The following is a 20,029-nucleotide window of genomic DNA, read 5'->3' on the forward strand; positions in this document are numbered from 1 at the left end:
TCTGACTGTTCAGTCAGGCACTTACAATTATATGTCCAACCCTGAGCGGTGTCAATGAATAAGTAAAATCAGAAGGACCGCCGTACACCGAAATAAGTTGTTATCTCATCCCGTTTGTTCATGTCTTCCGACTGACCAACAATAAAGGTGTCAGGCGCCACCTGGTATTGAGTACGCAACTTGACACGCACATCATTCGGGTCGTATACGTCCAGCGACATGCGTAGTTGATTACTAAGTTTGGCATCAACACCCACGCCGGCTTTGCTGTCAATAATGCCGAAGCGCTGATTAAAAACCGGACCTCTTTTGCCTAGCTGGAGGTTTAGCTTACTGTCTTCGCCGATATCACTAACGCCAATAACGGTAAAGTCGCTGGACGAAGTGCTGATGGAAACATCGGCGTTGCTTTTGTACTTACGGGTATCAGTATTATAAAGTGCTTCAACATTGGCATCTGTTTTTATATCTGCCACTTTATTAAGCATTTTGTTGGCGTTGGCGGTGGCATCGCGCGCGTTTTTCAAAGTTTCTTTAATGTTTTTTGCTGTTTCAGTGTCTGTTACAACGCCCTCTAACGCGGCGGCCATTTTTTCAACCCGGCTGCTGGTTTGCTTGAGCGCGGTAATTGTTTCCCGCAACTCTTTCGCTGTCTGACCATTGTTATCGACATTAGCAATCATCTTATCCACCCGGGCTGCGGTGTCTTTAAGGCTGCCTGACATGGCTTTCAGATTAGCTACCATAGTTGTCACATCGCCCTGATTATGTTCAGCCAGGAGGGCTAACGTTGCCGTTAATCTGTTAAGATTCACTGTTATGTCCCGCGTATTTAACGCACTTTCTTTGAGGGCTGCTCTAACCTTCTCATCTGCCAGCACATCATTCAGCGCCTTAACCAGTGTCTTTACCTCAGCAAGCACCTGGTTGGCCGATACCATCAGTTCGTCTAGCCCCTGGGGATTATCGCCGTAGACTTTATCGTGCGGGGCTAAGAACCCTTTAATTTCCCGGGGCGGCATAATGTTTATGAACTTTTCACCCAACAAGCCGTCAGAGCCGATAGTCAGTGTAGAACCTACCGGTATTTTGACGCCGGGATTAAGCATAATGTCAGCAGATACCCCATCAGGCAATACTAGAACATCGGTAACTTTGCCAATCTCGACGCCGGCATAGCGTACAATATTGCCGGGTTTCAAACCACTTACCTGAGCAAAAACAGCCTTAATGGGATAGCCCTTATCGCCAAAACTGATGCCGCTTAAATATACAAACATTCCGGCTAGTAAAATAAGGCCGGAAAGAGTGATGGCTCCGACTTTTGCCTCGGTATTCATGCTCTCGCCCTCCCTTTACTCTCCGGCAGGGCGGTTGCCCCTCGGATAAACTTAGCCACAATCGGGTTTTCTGACTGTTTAATGCTGTCTGGTGTACCCATTTCAATAATGCTGCCGTTATGAATCATGGCAATCCGGTCGGCAATGCGGAAAGCGCTCGGCATGTCGTGAGTAACGACCACTGAGGTGGCATCAATCATTCGCCTTGTGCTGACAATAAGCCTGTCAATCGTATTGGACATGATGGGATCAAGTCCTGCAGTAGGCTCATCATAGAGGACAAGATGCGGGTTAATGGCGATGGCCCGGGCCAGACTGACCCGTTTCTTCATACCACCTGACAGTTCGTTCGGCATGGAATTTTCCTGCCCCCTAAGGCCTACCATGCGCAGCTTGCGTCGCACTGTCCGCCAAATCTCTTCTTCAGGCATATCGGTATGCTGCCTGAGACCAAAAGCCACGTTTTCTCCTACTGACATCGAATCAAACAAGGCAGAATACTGGAAAACCATCCCCATCTCCAACCTGATCTTATTCAGTTCATCCTCAGTCATGCGGGTAATCTCCCGGTCATTGACCCAGACCTCACCTGAAGTCGGTTTTAGCAGGCCGATGATTAGTCTCAGCAGCGTACTTTTGCCTGAACCGCTGGGGCCGATGATGACCATAATCTCCCCTTGTTCAATTGTAAGGCTAATGTCTTTGAGTATTTGCTTGCCGCGAAAATTCATGCTGACATTAACTAGTTTAATCATGCTGTACCTCATTCGAACTAACGGTATAATAGTACCGATAAAAAATAATTGCTGACAAAAATTAAAATAATAGATAGCACAACAGAGCCTGTGGTCGCCTGGCCCACTCCTTCAGCACCTTGCGCGGTTGTTAGTCCTTTGTGACAGCCAATAATAGCGACAATAGCCCCAAAGAACATAGCCTTGATTAAACCACCGATAATATCGTGCGGCACAGCGAAAACCTTAATCGAATTAAAGAAAGTGAAGGAACTGATACCGGCATAGGCTGTGCCTATCATATAGCTGCCGATAATACCGATGACATCAGCAAAAATAACCAGCACCGGCAGCATTACCATGCACGCAACCAACCTGGGTACTACCAGGTAAGCAATCGGGTTTACGGCCATAACCCGCAGGGCATCGATTTGCTCTGTTACTTTCATGGAACCGATTTCTGCCGTAATTGCCGCCCCCACCCGGCCGGCAAATACCACTCCGGTCAAAACAGGGGATAGCTCGCGGGCCATAGCCACAGCCACAAGGCCGCCGACTGATGACTGTGCCCCATATTTCACAAATTCATGAGCAGTTTGCACTGTCATTACCATTCCGGTAAACAGCATAGTGAGCAGCACGATTGCCAGTGAATCTGCACCCAAATGCGCCATCTGCCTAAGCAGCAGCGTACTATTTAGCTGGCGTAAATGATAAACAGTTTGACTAAACAGGATTAACACCTGTCCCATATTCTCCAAAACATCTATAACAATTCTCCCTGTACGGGTGAAAAGTCCAATAAGCATAGTCATGCTCCTTAAACCTTATTCGGGTCAGTTAATCTTTAATAGTATTCAATATTAATTTACAATTCCCTGCTAACCTCACAGCAATTTAAATCCCCTCAATTTTCCGTTGATGCTCCTGTGCCATTTTTACGCCTACTTTAATAAATAAAAGCCGCAAAAAGCGGCTTTTATTTATTAAAGTGATTATTTGGTTATGTTTACCATTACTTGGGTATCGCCATCAATGATATAGTCGGTCGTTATATATACTTTTTGTTTGCTATCGTCCCCTTTGGCAGTTTTCGCGACTTCACTGCCTGTACGTCCGGTTTTAGCTGGTTTCTTGCCAGATGAATCAGGCAGTGCCGGGCTGGGGCTGGTTTCAAACGTGTCGGCAACCGGTTTGGCATTTTTGCCTGCACCGGCGGAAGCAACATCAGGCATATTCATCTCGATGGCTTCCACGACAATATCATTATTACGGTCACGGTTTACAAGTTCTTTGACTGCTTCTTCGAGAGACTTGGGCTTCGCTTTGGTCATAAACAGCTTACTAAAATCTTCTTCACCGTTTTGGCGTTTACCGACAAGCTGCGCTACAGAAACCATGCCGCCGCCACGCACTGATAGCATCAGTGTCCCAGGCTGCTGTTCTTTCGGTACAGTGTAGGTAATATGTCTGGTTACAGGGTCATTACGGAACGGTTTAATTTTGACAGCTATATCTACCTTGTCTCCAGGCTTGGCTACAGCAGTATTGGCTTTAGCCTCAATAATAGTGGCTGTCCGTCGTTCGCTGTCGACGGTAACATTTACCTTGACATCCATAATATTAACGGCATTAAACTGATTGCCTGTCAAAAGCGCCAGTGCCTCATGCACCTCGGCTACTGCCAACTCACCAACATTCCCCTGAGTATAGAACATATTCTCGCGCTTTAACACTTCGCCGGGAATGCCGGCAGCGCTGATTTCAAAGCTAATTCTGGCCGTACCCGACCCAACGCGGTCAGTGGTCTTCTCAATCGCGTTAAACACACTGACTGCCGATAGAACAGGCGCCAATTCTTCGTCCTGCACAACCTGTGCCCATAGGTCATTGGTACGGCCTAAGGTTTTGTCGGTAACACTGATCCGGAGCGGCACAATGTTGGGAAACTTACCAAATGTGCCGGCAATACCGGCGCCTCTGTCCTGGGTAATCATGCCAATGGTTTCAGTTGATGTTCCAACTTTAAAAGAGTTTTCCATACCGTTTAAGGTAGTGTATACCTCAGCATCTGTCAGGAAATAGTTAACCTTACCCTTTTTAAGAAAAGGATGACCAAAAGCCAGTAGCTTATCCCCTTCAACATAGGTTACTGTGCCTAACGCCCCCAGACTGATATCCCCGCGGACTAATTGCACGCCGACAGTGCTGCCTGGTTCAACGGTCTTATACGCAATACCGTTATTGGCATCAGACATGCTGCCGCTCACTGCGTACGGAGTCAGGTTATAGGGTTTAAGCTTGTCTGCCAGCATTTTGAGGGCCTGCTCGCCAAAGCCTGAGGCCATCAGCGGGGTACTGACTGCATTACCGGGCGCTTCTGCTGTGGGTGCCTGCAGTTCAGCCTGACCGCCATTTAACTCCCATAGCTTGAGCATATCGGCAATAGGCGTTACCATGCCGATTTTATGGTCGGTTAACGACCAGCCATAGGCAATAGCGCCAACCAGCTTACCATTAATATATACCGGACTGCCACTCATTCCCTGGGCAATACCGCCGGTTCGTTCGATAACATCGCCATAGGTACGTACCAAAATAAGATCACCGGACGGACCTTTTTGTTTCATAACCCCAAGTACTTCTACACCAAATTCTTCAATTTGACTGCCTGCGACAACGGTTTTGGCCGTTCCGTGCATGCCTTTGACAATTTGATCAACAGGCATAAATTCAGGCGCAGCTTGAACGTAAGCAATCGGCAGCATGACAAATACCGCCGCTAGCGCTGCCAGGCAGCGCTTTAAAATATTAAACAATATGTTCATCCTTCCACGAAGATAGATTAGGATGCCCCCTTAGCACCCTAACTCCGCTTCCCTATCATAGGGTAATTACCGCTTAAACGGTTCAATTCTTACTAAAGTATCGCCACTTCGGACTTTGTCGCCAGGTTTAACAAGCACTTCGCGGACAGTTCCGTCAATGTTGGCGCGTACTGCAACCGCAGGACCGGTGAGGGTTTCAACATAGACCAGAATATCGCCTTCCCGTGCCATAGCGCCAGGGGCAACCAGACCGTTTGCCAATACATTTCCTGATAATACACCGCGCTGGTCAACCATCTGCCCTGCGGCCAGTGACCATGCTACCGCGCCGACAACCAGCAGCAGGGTAATGATCATTATACTCTTCTTATGAGCCATACATAACACCTGCCTTTGTATTTCTATAGAGGTTTCTCTACTTTTATTATAGCGCATTTTCATTAATTAGCAACACGGGGCAACATAATTGCCAGTGCGTCACCCACCCGTCGTTCACGCCCGTCTGAGGGTTTGTTGACAATCTTGCCATTTAGCACCATTTCACTGGAACCACCACCATCTAAATTCATGGCATCCTGCGCCCCCAGTTCCTGCATAAAGAGTGCCAGTTCCAGCAGCGTCATGCCTATGCTATTTTCATGGCGGCCATCAACAACAACTACCAGTATATTCCCGTCAGCTTTAAGGCCAAGCGCCGTCCGCGGGGCACGGCCACCTGCCACATCTGAGCCAAATTCTTCAATTTTGGTAGTCAAAAATACGCTGTTATTCTTAACAAGCATGGGACCGGCTCCCAGTGCGTGCTGGGTTTTGTCCCACTCTGGACCTAGTGTCTGGTTCACTTTGACGCTATCGCCTACTTTAAGGCAAGATATCAGTCTTGCCGCAGCACCGTGAGCAGAAAGCACAAAACCATCTGACGGTATTGGCGAGTTGCTGGTATTGACGGCAGTCACTTTACCATTTACAACGACGTATTCTATGCCAAAATTGTTACTGCCGGTCGCCGGGGCATATAGGCCGTTATAGAGAACAAGCTCGTTTTCACCGCGTTCCCGGTTAACTGCATTAATTGGTACTGTCCTGGTGTCAGGTAATTCGATTTTTCCTTCATAGTGAACCTGATCAATGAATAGCTTGCCGTCAGGCATGATGCCCAGTGCGGTACGAGGCACTTCAGGCGTGCTGGCTATTTCACCGTCAATCTTAAGTAAACCGATAATCGAGCCGTCAAGTCCAAAATAAGAACCGTTGACAGCGGCAATTGCGCGGGAACGTTCAACCATCGGTAGCAGTGGTTCAAGTCCCTGGATTGCACCGTTGGATAGAACAGGTTTTATAGCAAACCCTGCTTTGGGATCAACATCAAGGATATGGGCCCATACCGGGCCGCTGGCACTATTTCTTAGCCATGAGGTGTACTTAATACCGGGTGCCGGTTCTTCAACCAGTTTCTGTTCATAGTTTTTAATGATGTCGACAACTAGGCGGTTAGGGTTTTTCAAGGTAAACACCTTGTACATATAGGCTGTTTTCATATCGAGGACAGCTCTTAGCTTGCCTGGCTCAGCCTCAGCCAGTCGCAATTTCCCCACTGTTGGGTCATTGAAAACATATTGAGCAGCAGCCTTGTTTACAGCCCCCGGCATGTCAATGACCAACCTAAGTGGGTTCTCAATGGTTGTGACTGTATACTCCGGTAAAGCGGACACATCAAAAACAATTCGTACTGTTTCAACATTCTGGCTTGTCCTGATTTTGCTTACAACTGCATTTGGGGCTGCCCATGCAGCGCTCTGGAGCAGTAACATAATCAGCAACATACAGGCTGTAATTAGAGACATTCTTAGCCGCAAGTGATTGAACATGAAACCACACTCCTTCTTAGAAAGGTCAAGCAAGCTGTATATGTAGAGAGGCCAGGCTATTGCGAAGCCTGGCCTTTAACAGCGCTTTTACTTAGCTGGCGGTATAGCATATCGGCCAATCCCATCCCACCGGCTTGCGCCATATTTTTTGTTAACTCAGTGTCTAAGAGCGATTGGATTGTTTCTTCGCCCGCCCCGTCGCCCATGAGCTTAGTTTTCGGTACAGTAGCCCGCATTCGCGAAAGCATCATATTCAGGAAAACCGCTTCCATCTCCTTACAGGCAGCTTTCAGCTTAGCATCTTCACTCCGCTTGGTCGAAGCCGTCACCGGCGATTTTGCAGCCTGTTCTGACGCCTGAACGGCTTTCTCCAGCCTGCCGGCAAAGGCCGCTCCCTGATCAGGCACAGCGGCTCCGCCGCTTGCGGGGATGGTGTTCGGCTGTATGAGATTGTTACTTATTTTCATGTATCGTTCACCCCTTATTTAGAACAGGCCCGCGGCTGGTTAGAAATGTCCAGATGCTAGGCGCGACGAGGACGTGACCGTAGTCGTACTGGGAAGTACGTCGGAGGGAACGCCCACAGGAGCAACAACGCAGATGGGCGTTTATAACCTGCCGCGGCTACATTACTTGGAGTTCGGCGTGTAAGGCTCCCGCCGCTTTTATAGCCTGCAGGATAGAAATAATATCGCGCGGTGTTGCCCCTACGGCGTTAAGAGCAGCAACTACGTCACCGACATTCGCCGAAGCTGGCAGCACAATAAGCCCTGCCGGTTGTTCCTTAGCCTCCACTGTAGTGTCAGTAGTCACAACAGTACTGCCGCCAGAGAAAGGCGGTGGCTGAGAAACGTTAGTTGTCTTCCCTATTTTGACGGTGAGGCCGCCTTGGGCGACAGCCACCTGGTCGATCGTCACATTGCTGCCAATCACAACTGTGCCTGTGCGTTCATTAATAACAACTTTGGCAACAGTATCAGGCATAACAGCCAACTCTTCAACCGCGGCAATAAAGCCGACTATGTTGTCACTGTAATAATAGGGAACATTCACGACTACTGTACCCGGATCTTTAGCCACAGTGATCGAGCCAAAACGCTGATCAATCGCCTCACTAATCCGATTAGCAGTAGTAAAGTCAGGTTGGTTGAGAGCCAGTGTAATTTTCCCTTTGTCTTTATCAGTAAATGGCATAGGTACTTCGCGTTCAACTAAGGCGCCACTGGGGATATTTCCAGCCGTAGGGAAGTTTTTCTGCTGGCTGGCACCACCGGAACTTGCGGCAAAACCGCCGGTTGATACCGAGCCCTGACCAACGGCATATACTTGGCCGTTAGCTGCCCGCAGTGGTGCCTGCAAAAGTGTCCCCCCCTGCAAACTCTTAGCATCACCCATGGAAGATACGGTAATATCGATGGTATCGCCTGATTTAGCAAATGGCGGCAAGTTAGCCGTGATCATAACGGCAGCGACATTTTTGGACTGAAGCTGCGCTGTACTGATCATAACACCAAAAGATTTAAGCATATTAGCAATAGATTGGGTGGTAAAAATACTTTTATTAGAATCACCGGTGCCAGCCAGGCCTACGACTAAACCATAGCCTACCAATTGGTTGCTGCGCACGCCCTGCACCTTGGCTACATCCTTAATTCGGGCACTGACCTGCGTCGGGGCAGCCATTGCTGGAATCGTCATACTTACGGCCAGTGCAGCGACCAAAAGGATTGCTGTTAATTTGCGCATATTTCCTCCGTTAGTGTTTTCTAGGACAATTTGAAATGCTCAGATGAGTACTTATCATTGTCCTTAGAATAAAAAGTTGAAGATTTGGGTCAGTATTCCCTGCTTCTGTTTACCTGCGATCGGACCTTTGCCTTCTATTTTAAGTTGGGCATCGGCTACATTGCTTGACAGCACCGTGTTATCAGGAGTCACGTCTTCAGGTCTGACGATGCCGGTAATTGTGATTTTCTGTTCATCGCTATGTTGTTTTATTGTTTGGGAACCGGAGATTACCATTTGTCCGTTAGGCTTAATCTCGGTTACCTTGACAGTGAGCCGTCCTGTTACCTTGTTGGTATTGGCAATTGAACCCTGGGCTTTAAAGCTATCTGAAGTTCCACCACTCACTGGTTCAATGAAAGTAAATAGCCCAACACCTGCATTCAGGCTTGCACTGGCAGACTTTGAGTTGGCAGCATTGCCTGTACGGCTCGCGCTTGACGATTCACTGATAACAATTGTAATAATATCACCAACGGCATGAGCCCGGTGATCACTAAACAAGTTAGCTGCCGGCGCTGAATCAACCCATAAAGAATCGGCCTGCGCAGTTGGAACAGGCTGAGTCATGACTATGAGCACCAGCAGGAAACCTATAAGCTTACCCATCCTATCACACCTTACTTTCCGCTATATATGTACCAGGACAGTTGTTTCATCAACTACCCGACCGGTAACAACTTTCTTTGAATTCGTGTTTTGCACCCGGATGAACTGACCTTCGCTACCGCTTTGCATAGAAATTCCTGGTACAGTTACCTCAATACCGCCAATTTGGGCAACAACGCGGATAGTTTTCCCCCGCTTAATTAGTACAGGCTTTTCCAGAACACTGTCGGTAATGGCTGTTCCTGGGGGCATTTGACGCTTTACAGACAATCCTAGTATTTTATTAAGATCGGTAAAATATCCTGGCGGCATCCGTCCGATATCACGCCGCTCAAAGGCTATGCTATCAGCAGTAATGAGGTCACGCCCAGCCATAGCGCGGCTGGCAATGGCAACTTGCTCATACTTTTTTATATCAAATCTTAGCTTGGCAGAAGTATATGGTTGACCAGCTAGCGTAAGCCCTACACTTACAGTGGTCGGCGCATTATACTTAACGCCATAAGGCAGTTCAATGGCAAATACTATATCGCCTGGCGGGACGAGCACATCCTGGGGCTGGCCCACTGGCGTAATCACAACATCGTCACCTGTAAGGCGCTCTTTCAGATATTTTTCTGCCTGGCTTACAAGGCGCTCTCCGCTGATGATCTGGGACAGTGCTGTTATTCTGAATTGCAGTGGGAGTTGCCAGCTGACGCCAGTAAAATCAGCATTACTAACGCTCAGTCTTGCTCCTAACAGTTCCCCGGTAAGTACTATACTTTGACCTGGTGCCGGAGTATGCCCCAGCCGAATTTGCTTTAGACTGGTGATGCGGTCATTATCGTCGCCGCTGATACTGGCAATATCCCCGAGGGTAAAATATTGTCCAGTCACCTGAGATTCGGCAGCCACAGCGATTGTAAGTCCTTGTGCCTGGGCGCTGTTGCCGGTAAATAATATACCGGCAACACATAGGATTACCATGGTAAGCCGGTATAATTTATTCTTCATCGGTTATTTCCTACCGTTTCAGGGTAGCTGCCTGGCCCAACATATCATCAGCCGTTTGGATAGCTTTGGAGTTGACCTCATAAGCCCGCTGGGCAACGATCATATTAACCATTTCTTCAACGACCTGAACGTTCGACATTTCAAGATACTGCTGTACAAGAGTACCCGCACCATCAGTGCCGGGGTTACCGACTGTTGCCGCACCCGAAGCCGCAGTTTCTTTGGCCAGGTTCCGGCCCATGCTTTCCAGGCCGGCCGGATTGACAAAGCGGGCAATGGTAATCTGGCCTATGTCCTGGGTGCCGGCAGGTGTTGTTGCAGTAACACGTCCATCAGACGATATTGTTAAACTTGTTGAGTTTTCCGGAACGGTGATTTGTGGCTCCAGCGGATAACCTTCAGCAGTTACCATACGGCCTTGTGAATCCTTTTTGAAGGAACCGTCTCGAGTGTAGGCCAAAGTTCCATCAGGCATAGTGATTTGAAAGAAACCGTCCCCTTCAATCGCGAGGTCAAAGTCATTGCCTGTATTTTGGAAATTACCCTGCCCGTATAATTTTTGTGTAGCCACTTGACGTACACCATGCCCGATCTGAATGCCACTCGGCAGCTGGGTATCAGGGCCGGTTGCAGCGCCAGGCTGACGGAGGGTCTGATACATAAGATCCTGAAAATCGGTACGGCTTTTTTTGAAGCCGGTAGTATTTACGTTGGCCAAGTTATTGGATATGACATCAAGATTAGCTTGCTGTGCAACCATGCCTGTTCCGGCAGTCCACAATGCTCGAATCATAGTTATTACCCCCATATTGTCTTAGTTCGCCGCGTCAGTCGATCGGCGGCGTGTGGGCTTCCGCTAGGTCCAGCCCTATGTAGATACATTGATTATTCAAAATAAAGCTTACATGTTAATGGGGCACCCGCACTAGACTTTACCCACTTCATTGACTGCTTTGTCAAGCAATTGATCATGGGCCTGTACAGTTTTTGCATTTACCTCATAGGCCCGGTATCCTGAGATAAGATTAACCATCTCAGCCACAATGTTGACATTGGATTGTTCTAAAAAGCCCTGCATTACTTTACCTGTTCCCGGGCGTCCGTTATCGGCGGCACGAAAGAGACTGGCTCCCTCTTTTACCAGTTGGCGATCATCAGCAAACTCAACCAGTCTGAGCTGCCCGGCAGCAACACCGTCAACTGTCACGCGGCCTGTTTCTTCAACAGCGATTTTGCCGTCAGGAATTCTAATTGCCCCATTTTGTCCAAGTACCCGGTACCCCTCGCTGGTAACCATCTCGCCTTGTCCACTTCGGGTAAAGGCACCATTCCTGGTAAAACGTACACCTGCCGGTGTTTCAACAGCAAAAAAACCCTTGCCGTCAACGGCAAAGTCGAGCGAATTACCGGTTGGGCGAATAATACCGGCAGTTTGAATGGTCGCGATTTGGTCAATCACGGTCCCTACACCCAAGGTTCCAATTGTTGGTGCGTCCTGACCATCATTTACGCGTTGAATTAATAGACTGGCAAAATCCTTGGATACTGTAATATCTTTTTTATAACCGGTAGTATTGCCGTTTGCCAGGTTATTGGCGATGGTATCGGTCCTAGTTGTTTCAGCCAGCATACCGGAAGCCGCAGTATAAATACCTCGAATCAATGGCTTCACCTCTTAACGTATATATCGTAATAATTATTGCATTCCTTAATACCAAGATTTGGCTTATAACCGAATGAGTTGACCACACAGGTGAGATTGTCAGGCTATCATACCTGCGTGACAATCTTACCCATTGTCATTGTTTCTAACCTGCCAGGGTACCTTTTTTGAGTGTTGTCAGGGTATCCTGCAGGCTCTCCAGCGCATCAAGCGCTTTGCCTGTGCCTAAGGCAACACATGACAAAGGATCTTCAGCTAAGTAAGTGGGTATGCCTGTTTCCTGATTAATTAGCTTGTCCAAACCGTGAATCAGCGAACCGCCGCCAGTCATAACAATACCGCGGTCAACAATGTCTGCTGCTAATTCAGGCGGGGTTTTTTCAAGCACTGATTTAACACATTCGACGATCAGCGACACCGGTTCAGCTAGCGCTTCCCTGGTTTCAGATGAGCTCATACGGATGGTCTTAGGCAGGCCTGATACCAGGTCCCGTCCGCGGATTTCCATGCTTTCGTTACGTCCATCAGGGTAGGCTGTAGCAATAGCTACTTTAATCGCTTCAGCTGTACGCTCACCAATCAGGATATTGTATTCCTTTTTGACATGGCGAATGAGCGCTTCATCAAACTTATCGCCGCCTATCCGGAGTGATTCGCTGACAACAATGCCGCCAAGACTGAGTACGGCAACATCGGTCGTACCGCCGCCGATATCTACAACCATCGCACCGCAGGGTTCGGAAATCTCCAGACCAGCGCCAAGAGCAGCTGCCAGTGGTTCTTCGATAAGATAGGTCTTGCGGGCTCCAGCCTGCATAGCGGCTTCTAATACAGCACGTTTTTCTACGGTGGTCACGCCTGATGGGATGCACACCATAATTCTAGGTTTGAAAAAGAAATTCTTGCCGGCAACTTTTTGAATAAAATGCCTAAGCATGCTTTCGGTAGTGTCATAATCGGCAATGACACCTTCACGCAAGGGGCGGATTGCAATAATATTGCCTGGCGTCCGGCCAAGCATCCGGCGAGCCTCTTCGCCAATTGCCAAAATGCGGTTACTATCGCGGTCAATAGCGACCACTGATGGCTCTCTTAATACAATACCCTTACCCTTTATGTATACTAAAACGTTGGCTGTTCCCAGATCGACGCCAATATCCATTGTTCCAAACATGTAGAATCCTTAACCCCTTTCAAGCTATCTTGCATAACCCCCAACATGTCCCATTTTTTGGTAAAGAAAAAAGGCGTAAATAGCAAGATAAATACAAGTGAATTAGATATTCTACAAATAAAATTAAATTCCTCTATTTTTCGCTATTTTAGAGCACTTTCATCTGTTAATTATTCTAATTTTTTATTCTTCTTCCTTTTCGTCCTTATATTTCTTTCTGGTAGCCTCACCGCCGCGGATGTGCCGTTCCGCCTTATTTAGCTCAAGGATATTTTTTACCTTGGCAGCCAGCCGCTTGTTGATTTCCGGAAGACGTTCAATCATATCCTTGTGAACAGTGCTTTTGCTTACCCCAAAGACAGTTGCAGTCTGACGTACTGTATGCTTTGTTTCCATGATGTGATTGCATATATCCAACACCCGCTTGCGAATATACTCTTTCATCTAGCCTCTTCCCCCTCGCGCCCGTCCTTTTAACCCTTTGCTAACATGTATATGCGAAGGAAAAGAAAAAATGACCTTACTGAAAGGTCATTAATTTTGTGAAAGTTAATTTAATTAGGGATATTCGGGAATATCTCATGTGGGTCAATGCTCTTGCTATCACTTGTTTTGACGGCTAGATGCAGATGAGGTTCTGGTTGACTGGTGCTTATTCCCATTGAACCAATTGGTTTTCCTGTTCTTACCATAGTATTTTTGTGTACGGCAACACTGGCTAGTGAACCATAGCAGATGGTATACTTGCCGCTTTGCACGGCTACTGTCAAACCATTCTGCTTATCGGTAAACACATCGACAACTTCACCGCTTAACAGTGCAGGCACGATTTGGCCTTCACCACCGCTAATATCAAGACCGTTATTATACCGCCAATCCTGATATAGCGGATGGAGCTGCCAGCCAAATCCTCGGGTTACGGTACCGCTCCACAGGTCGCGAATGGCCTCATTACCTGCTTCCATATCAGGATCTGTCACTAGTGCCACCGGTTGATCAGCCGGTAGCTCCATGCTGCTGGCAGGTGGCCGATTAATCGAAACTGCCTGCGTAGATTGCATTGGTTCTGATAATGGTGCACTTTTAGTAACCGGCGGATTAGATGCCGGTTCCAATGTACTGACAACAGCAAACATGAGTAACGATGCTACTGTTAATAGCACACCTGCCGTTAATACCTGTCCTAAATAACCAGAACGTGCCAGCTTAGTCAATATTCTCCCGGGCATATCATCACCTCATGGATATTATGCCCATTTTGTGTATAAAGAAAACACGGCTTGCGCCGAGCCTTGGCGAAAGCGGAAGTCGATGTTTTATTTGTCCTGTTGGAAAGTTATACTTCCAACAGGACAAATAAAACCGGGGTGGGTCTATTGGTCACGATCCAAATATATTCTTAATAGCCGTGCCTGTGTAATAATGGGTTAAAATTTGCCGAAAGGTCCGGTTCTCTTTTGCTTGGCCGTTGGCGCCGTATTGGCACAGGCCCACACCGTGACCATAGCCAAATGTTTTAAATATCAGCTTATCACCTGCAGACTCAACGCTGAAATTTGTCGAGCGCAATTCGAGCTTTTGCCGTACTTCGAGGCCTGACAACGTTTTGGTTCCTATCCGTACTTTGTTTACCCTCCCGGAGCCGGTGTGGTCGATAATGCCTGCAATACTGCTACTACCACCGCTCTGAGCGGCAGCTAGAATACCGGCGTCAGCCCCTAACCGCGCTTCGAGCTCAGCCAAGGTTATTTCCTTGGTATCCTGATAGCGCGGTGATTTTTGATCCCAGGTACAGACCACACTTTTTAGGTAAGGATAATCAAAGCCCCACACCTCTTGGGCACTGGCAGTCCTTTCACCGCTGGTAGAATGGAAGACAGCATTGATGGGTTCACCATTATACGTAATAATCAAGCCTCGTGTCTCGTTAACAGCGCGACTGACTTTACTCCAGTACTTAGCATAGTTTTCACCCCATTTAGCTCTTAGTGTGGTTTCGTTATGCCATGCCTGGCTGTTATTATGGTCTGTCGTCACATCGGCGCCCGGATACTCACTCGAACCGGTTCCACCGAACAGGGCCATATGTTTTACAGCATAGGTGCGAGCAGCCACTGCCTGCGATTTGAGTGCTTCAGGTTCAAATTCAGCAGGCATTTCTGCAGCTACTACCCCTTTTACATAATCTTCAAGGTTCATGGAAACAATCTGTTTAATTTCATGCATATAAACTTTAATACTAATATCTTCACCCCGGTAAGCTACAGGAGTATTGGCTGCTGCCGGCTCTCTGCTCCAGTCGTTCATTCCCTGTACTATGAACGCCGGAATCGCAATCACAGCCACTATAACCAGTAAGATACTATACACCACCACATACCTCACCGTCTCACCTCTTCCGGCACGTTCAGCCGTTATGCACATTGCTACTTCATAATATGCAAACAAGCTAAGCGGTATGAGTGGAAAAAGAGAAACGAGATTGCCACCCAATAGTGGAGCAATCTCGCTCTTTCATCTGTAAACAGTGCTTATTATAATTATTAGTTCATCTAACCTACGCGTTCAATATTAGCACCAATGCCGCGGAATTTTTCCACAAGTCTGTCATACCCGCGATCAATATGATGAATATAACCAATCTCGGTTTGCCCTTCGGCCACCAGACCTGCCAGCACGAGCGCCGCTCCAGCTCTGAGATCAGTGGCTTTAACCGGGCAGCCGGTCAGTTTGGTAACCCCTTCAACAACAGCGGAACGTCCATCAATTTTAATGGATGCACCCATACGTTTGAGTTCGTCAACATGCATGAACCGATTCTCAAATACTGTTTCGGTAACGATGCTGGTGCCTTGTGCAACCGTCATCAGCGCCATAAACTGGGCCTGCATGTCGGTGGGAAAACCGGGATATGGCAACGTTTTAATGTCAACGGAACGGATGGCACCTGTAGCGCAGACCCTTACGCCGTTAACATCTTCTTCAATGACCACTCCAGCTTCTTTTAGCTTAGCAATGATTGGTTTTAAGTGTTCAGTTAGGGCGTTTTCCACATACACGTCGCCACCAGTCATTGCAGCGGCTACCATATAGGTGCCTGCTTCAATTCTGTCGGGAATAACAGTGTGGCAAGCGCCTCTTAATTCACTAACACCTTCAATTCTAATCATCTTGGTGCCTGCGCCACGAATGTTGGCACCCATGTGGTTAAGCATGTTGGCCAAGTCAACAATCTCAGGCTCTTCGGCCGGGTTTTCAATAATGGTCTGGCCTTTGGCCATACTTGCGGCCATCATAATGTTTTCAGTCGCCCCAACACTAGGGAAGTCCAGGTAAATTCTAGCGCCTTTTAAGCCGTGGGGCGCTCTGGCTTCAATAAAACCATGACCCATAACAATCTCAGCACCTAAAGCCTCAAAGCCTTTCAAATGCAAATCAATCGGCCTTGTACCGATAGCACAGCCACCTGGCAACGAAATTTTGGCGCAGCCTGCCCGCGCTAACAACGGCCCCAGAACCAGAAAAGAGGCCCGCATTTTCCTTACAAGATCATAAGGAGCCTCACAGGCTATAAGATTGCTGCTATCAACATATAATGTTCCCGGTTCAATTTTTACCGCCGCGCCCAAATGCTCTAGCACTTCGGCAATCGTACGGACATCTTCCAAGTCTGGTATTTCTTCCAGGGTGCTGGGAGTTGTACCCAGCAGTGTTGCCGCAATCACCGGCAGTACAGCGTTTTTCGCGCCGCTAACTTTTACTATACCAGAAAGGCGATTGCCCCCTCGAACAATTAATTTTTCCACAAAAGTTTCCTCCCACCACAGCGGTTACCTTAAATGTATAAAGACTGGTTCAAATGTTCAGATGCTAGGCTCACTGAGGATGTGCCACGCCGCGTACGGGTTGTGTACGCAAGCAAGCGCCCGCCAGGTGCAACAACGCAGATGGGCGTTTGGAAGCAGTCTACAGTTGTCCTATAATAGTTTATCATCACCCTATTAGCTAATCAAGAGTCCAGAGACCTATAATAAAGTAAAATAAAGCCGCTATGTTCATTTTTGCCAGTATTTAGGCGCGTTATTCAATGTAAATTATGGTGAGTTAAAAGAAATGAGATTACTTCGCTATGCTTGCTATGACGAATGTAGTAACCGCCATACAACCATGAGTGAAGTAATCTCAGTGATTTATCTTTTTTTATCCGATGACTAACCCGCTCTAAGACTCCCATCTTCTACAAGTGGGAGTTAAGAGCGGCTAAGTCCCTGGATAAGGGCGACTAACCTTCAGGTGGGGTTAAAACCCCATCTGAAGCTAAGTCTACTTTATTATTTCTTTTCTGCAACTCTGAGTCGCATCATTGCGCGTTTAAGAGCGACTTCAGCACGGTGAACATCAATGTCAGAACTGGCTTTTAACCGCGATTCGGCCCGCTCTCTGGCAGCCTCAGCGCGCTTGACATCAATCTCTTCCGGCAGTTCGGCACAGCTTGCCAATACTGTTATCTTCTGGGGACGGACTTCGATAAAGCCGCCGCACAGCGACAACTGCTGCTCGCCTTCGTCATTCATAATTCTGAGCGGCCAAATCTCAAGGCCGGCAATCAGCGGTGCGTGACCTGGGAGAATACCGAGGTCACCATCGGTCGCTCTGGCGATCACCATATTGACGTCTTCGGAATAGACCATCCTATCAGGAGTAACAATATCCAGCCGAATCTTATTGGCCATATATTATTCCCCCTTCATTCTTTGAGCCTTTTCCACTGCCTCGTCAATAGTACCTACCATATAGAAGGCTGTTTCCGGGAGTTCATCATGCTTGCCGCTTAAGATTTCCTTAAAGCCGCGAATGGTTTCTTTGAGCGGCACATACTTACCAGGTGAACCGGTAAATGCTTCAGCAACGAAGAATGGCTGGCTCAAGAATCTTTGAATCTTTCTCGCCCGGGCTACAGTTTGTCTGTCTTCATCAGACAATTCTTCCATGCCCAGGATAGCAATGATATCCTGAAGTTCTTTATAGCGTTGGAGCACTTCCTGTACGCCGCGTGCTACCTGATAATGATCTTCGCCTAGCACGTGCGGGTCCATAATCCGTGAGGTGGAATCCAGCGGGTCAACGGCCGGGTAGATTCCAAGTTCCGAAATTTGACGGGACAGTACTGTGGTGGCGTCAAGGTGGGCGAAGGTAGCTGCAGGCGCCGGGTCTGTCAGGTCATCGGCAGGCACGTATACGGCCTGAACCGAAGTGATCGAACCTTTTTTGGTCGATGTAATCCGCTCCTGAAGTGCGCCTACGTCTGTACTCAATGTGGGCTGATAGCCTACCGCTGACGGCATCCGGCCTAACAGCGCCGAAACTTCGGAGCCGGCCTGAATGAAACGGAAGATATTATCAACAAACAGCAGTACGTCCTGGCCGCCGACATCACGGAAATATTCAGCCATTGTCAAACCGGTAAGACCTACGCGCATCCGTGCTCCGGGCGGTTCGTTCATCTGACCGTAAACAAGAGCTGTCTTGTCGATAACGCCTGATTCAATCATTTCATTCCACAGGTCGTTACCTTCACGAGTACGTTCGCCTACGCCGGCAAATACCGAGTAGCCGCCATGCTCTGTGGCGATATTACGGATAAGTTCCATAATAAGTACGGTTTTACCTACGCCTGCACCGCCAAACAAACCAATTTTACCACCTAAGGCGTAGGGGGCAATAAGGTCAACAACCTTGATGCCTGTTTCCAGTATTTGTGTAGAGGTTTCCTGGTCTTCAAACGCCGGCGCGGGCCGGTGAATTGGCCAGTAGTCATCAGCAGTCACTTGCTCAGGGTTTTTATCGACTGTTTCACCAAGTACATTAAATACCCGGCCTAGAGTGCCCTTACCGACGGGAATTTTAATTGGCGCCCCGGTATCCACTGCCTTCATGCCGCGAGTCAGGCCGTCCGTAGAAGACATCGCTACACAACGGACGGTATTATCGCCCAGGTGCTGCATAACTTCTGCAGTCAGCTTAACCTGCACATCACCGACTACTTCGTCAATTGTGACAGCATTATATATGGCAGGCAGTTTTTCCGGGGGAAACTCAGCGTCAATAACAGGACCGATAACTTGTATAATTCTACCGATATTCACTAGGGTTTCCCCTCCTTAACTTCTTCGACCTTCTACTTAAGCGCCTCAGCGCCACCGACAATCTCGGAAATTTCCCGGGTAATGGTGGCCTGGCGAACCTTGTTGTAGTTTAGCGTCAGTTTGGAAATAAGTTCTTGCGCATTATCAGTAGCCGAACCCATAGCAGTCATCCGGGCACCCAGCTCACTAGCCGCTGATTGTAAAAGTGCACCGTAAATAACTGTTTCCAGATAGCGCGGTAAAAGCAGGCTAAGAACTTCACCGGCTGACGGTTCAAAAATGTACTCGGTCTGGGGTGCTTCCGCCCCTTCGCCGATTCCGGCTACCGGCAACAATTTGATCGTTGTTGGCTTCTGATTAATAGGCGAATAAAAATGGGTATATGTCAGATAAATTTCGTCATACTCACCTGTTGCAAACTTTTCAGCCATAAGCTGAGCCAGCATCACAGCATCGGGATAGGACGGTTTTTCCGAAAAACCGGTAAACTCGCCATCAATGTTATAACCACGCCGTTTAAAGTAATCCCGGGCTTTGCGGCCCACCGTTACCAGCTTGGCGTTGTCTTTACCGCGTACCTGCGGCAAAACCTCTTTAATGAGGTTGGACGAGTAGGCCCCGGCTAACCCTTTGTCAGCACTTAATACTAGATAGCCAATCTGTTTACCTTCCCGCACTTCAAGCAGTGGATGGGAAGCATCACGGGCATTGGCCGCTACACTAGTCAGTACTTCCTTAATCTTATCGGTATAAGGCTTGCTGGCAATGGCTCGTTCCTGGGCCCGGCGCAGCCGGGCTGCAGCGACCATCTTCATAGCTTTGGTTATCTGTTGAATATTTTTTACACTTTTAATACGGCGGCGGATATCTCTGGCGCTAGCCATAT

20 protein-coding genes are annotated in these 20,029 nt (G+C 48.1%); all 20 read right to left on the reverse strand.

Annotated elements, in window-relative coordinates:
• Window positions 1–68: 68 nt before the first annotated feature.
• Entirely contained in the window at window positions 69–1,340 is a 1,272-nt protein-coding gene (locus VN447_RS14765) for an MlaD family protein (RefSeq protein ID WP_325526109.1), read from the reverse strand.
• Window positions 1,337–2,095, reverse strand: coding sequence for an ABC transporter ATP-binding protein (locus tag VN447_RS14770; protein ID WP_325526110.1), 759 nt, complete (start codon window positions 2,093–2,095; stop codon window positions 1,337–1,339). The genes VN447_RS14765 and VN447_RS14770 overlap by 4 nt, the downstream gene beginning before the upstream one ends.
• Before the next feature lie 17 nt (window positions 2,096–2,112).
• A complete protein-coding gene (locus VN447_RS14775) occupies window positions 2,113–2,883 on the reverse strand; it encodes an ABC transporter permease (protein ID WP_325526111.1) in 771 nt (256 codons plus the stop codon).
• 186 nt (window positions 2,884–3,069) lie between these two features.
• Entirely contained in the window at window positions 3,070–4,902 is a 1,833-nt protein-coding gene (locus VN447_RS14780) for a SpoIVB peptidase S55 domain-containing protein (protein WP_325526112.1), read from the reverse strand.
• A gap of 66 nt (window positions 4,903–4,968) precedes the next feature.
• Window positions 4,969–5,280, reverse strand: coding sequence for a biotin/lipoyl-binding protein (locus VN447_RS14785; protein ID WP_325526113.1), 312 nt, complete (start codon window positions 5,278–5,280; stop codon window positions 4,969–4,971).
• Between the two features lie 62 nt (window positions 5,281–5,342).
• A complete protein-coding gene (locus tag VN447_RS14790; RefSeq protein ID WP_325526114.1) occupies window positions 5,343–6,770 on the reverse strand; it encodes a phosphodiester glycosidase family protein in 1,428 nt (475 codons plus the stop codon).
• A 56-nt stretch (window positions 6,771–6,826) separates the two neighbouring features.
• Window positions 6,827–7,237 (reverse strand): rod-binding protein, encoded by a 411-nt coding sequence (locus tag VN447_RS14795; protein ID WP_325526115.1) that lies wholly within the window; start codon window positions 7,235–7,237, stop codon window positions 6,827–6,829.
• A 157-nt stretch (window positions 7,238–7,394) separates the two neighbouring features.
• Entirely contained in the window at window positions 7,395–8,516 is a 1,122-nt protein-coding gene (locus VN447_RS14800) for a flagellar basal body P-ring protein FlgI (protein ID WP_325526116.1), read from the reverse strand.
• A gap of 63 nt (window positions 8,517–8,579) precedes the next feature.
• Window positions 8,580–9,164 (reverse strand): flagellar basal body L-ring protein FlgH, encoded by a 585-nt coding sequence (locus VN447_RS14805; protein ID WP_325526117.1) that lies wholly within the window; start codon window positions 9,162–9,164, stop codon window positions 8,580–8,582.
• A 21-nt stretch (window positions 9,165–9,185) separates the two neighbouring features.
• A complete protein-coding gene (flgA, locus tag VN447_RS14810) occupies window positions 9,186–10,160 on the reverse strand; it encodes a flagellar basal body P-ring formation chaperone FlgA (protein WP_325526118.1) in 975 nt (324 codons plus the stop codon).
• A 10-nt stretch (window positions 10,161–10,170) separates the two neighbouring features.
• On the reverse strand, window positions 10,171–10,953 hold the full coding sequence (gene flgG, locus VN447_RS14815) for a flagellar basal-body rod protein FlgG (protein WP_325526119.1): 783 nt from the start codon (window positions 10,951–10,953) through the stop codon (window positions 10,171–10,173).
• A 132-nt stretch (window positions 10,954–11,085) separates the two neighbouring features.
• On the reverse strand, window positions 11,086–11,823 hold the full coding sequence (gene flgF / locus VN447_RS14820; RefSeq protein ID WP_325526120.1) for a flagellar basal-body rod protein FlgF: 738 nt from the start codon (window positions 11,821–11,823) through the stop codon (window positions 11,086–11,088).
• Between the two features lie 145 nt (window positions 11,824–11,968).
• The gene (locus VN447_RS14825) at window positions 11,969–12,997 is read right to left on the reverse strand and encodes a rod shape-determining protein (protein ID WP_325526121.1); all 1,029 of its coding nucleotides are present in this window, start codon (window positions 12,995–12,997) and stop codon (window positions 11,969–11,971) included.
• Between the two features lie 183 nt (window positions 12,998–13,180).
• Entirely contained in the window at window positions 13,181–13,441 is a 261-nt protein-coding gene (gene spoIIID, locus VN447_RS14830; RefSeq protein ID WP_325526122.1) for a sporulation transcriptional regulator SpoIIID, read from the reverse strand.
• Between the two features lie 110 nt (window positions 13,442–13,551).
• Complete coding sequence (locus VN447_RS14835; RefSeq protein WP_325526123.1) at window positions 13,552–14,226, reverse strand: M23 family metallopeptidase; 675 nt, start codon at window positions 14,224–14,226, stop codon at window positions 13,552–13,554.
• A gap of 151 nt (window positions 14,227–14,377) precedes the next feature.
• The gene (spoIID, locus tag VN447_RS14840; protein WP_325526124.1) at window positions 14,378–15,382 is read right to left on the reverse strand and encodes a stage II sporulation protein D; all 1,005 of its coding nucleotides are present in this window, start codon (window positions 15,380–15,382) and stop codon (window positions 14,378–14,380) included.
• Window positions 15,383–15,549: 167 nt separating this feature from the next.
• Window positions 15,550–16,803 carry a UDP-N-acetylglucosamine 1-carboxyvinyltransferase gene (gene murA / locus VN447_RS14845; protein ID WP_325526125.1) on the reverse strand — a complete coding sequence of 418 codons (1,254 nt, stop codon included), beginning with the start codon at window positions 16,801–16,803 and terminating at the stop codon, window positions 15,550–15,552.
• A gap of 525 nt (window positions 16,804–17,328) precedes the next feature.
• Window positions 17,329–17,730, reverse strand: coding sequence for a F0F1 ATP synthase subunit epsilon (locus VN447_RS14850; RefSeq protein WP_325526126.1), 402 nt, complete (start codon window positions 17,728–17,730; stop codon window positions 17,329–17,331).
• Window positions 17,731–17,733: 3 nt separating this feature from the next.
• Complete coding sequence (atpD, locus tag VN447_RS14855; RefSeq protein ID WP_325526127.1) at window positions 17,734–19,143, reverse strand: F0F1 ATP synthase subunit beta; 1,410 nt, start codon at window positions 19,141–19,143, stop codon at window positions 17,734–17,736.
• Window positions 19,144–19,175: 32 nt separating this feature from the next.
• Window positions 19,176–20,027: an ATP synthase F1 subunit gamma gene (atpG, locus tag VN447_RS14860; RefSeq protein WP_325526128.1), complete on the reverse strand. Its 852-nt coding sequence runs from the start codon at window positions 20,025–20,027 to the stop codon at window positions 19,176–19,178.
• Between the last annotated feature and the right edge of the window lie 2 nt (window positions 20,028–20,029).

It is taken from the genome of Sporomusa sp., assembly GCF_035561155.1.
In the GTDB taxonomy this organism is placed as follows: Bacteria; Bacillota; Negativicutes; order Sporomusales; family Sporomusaceae; genus Sporomusa.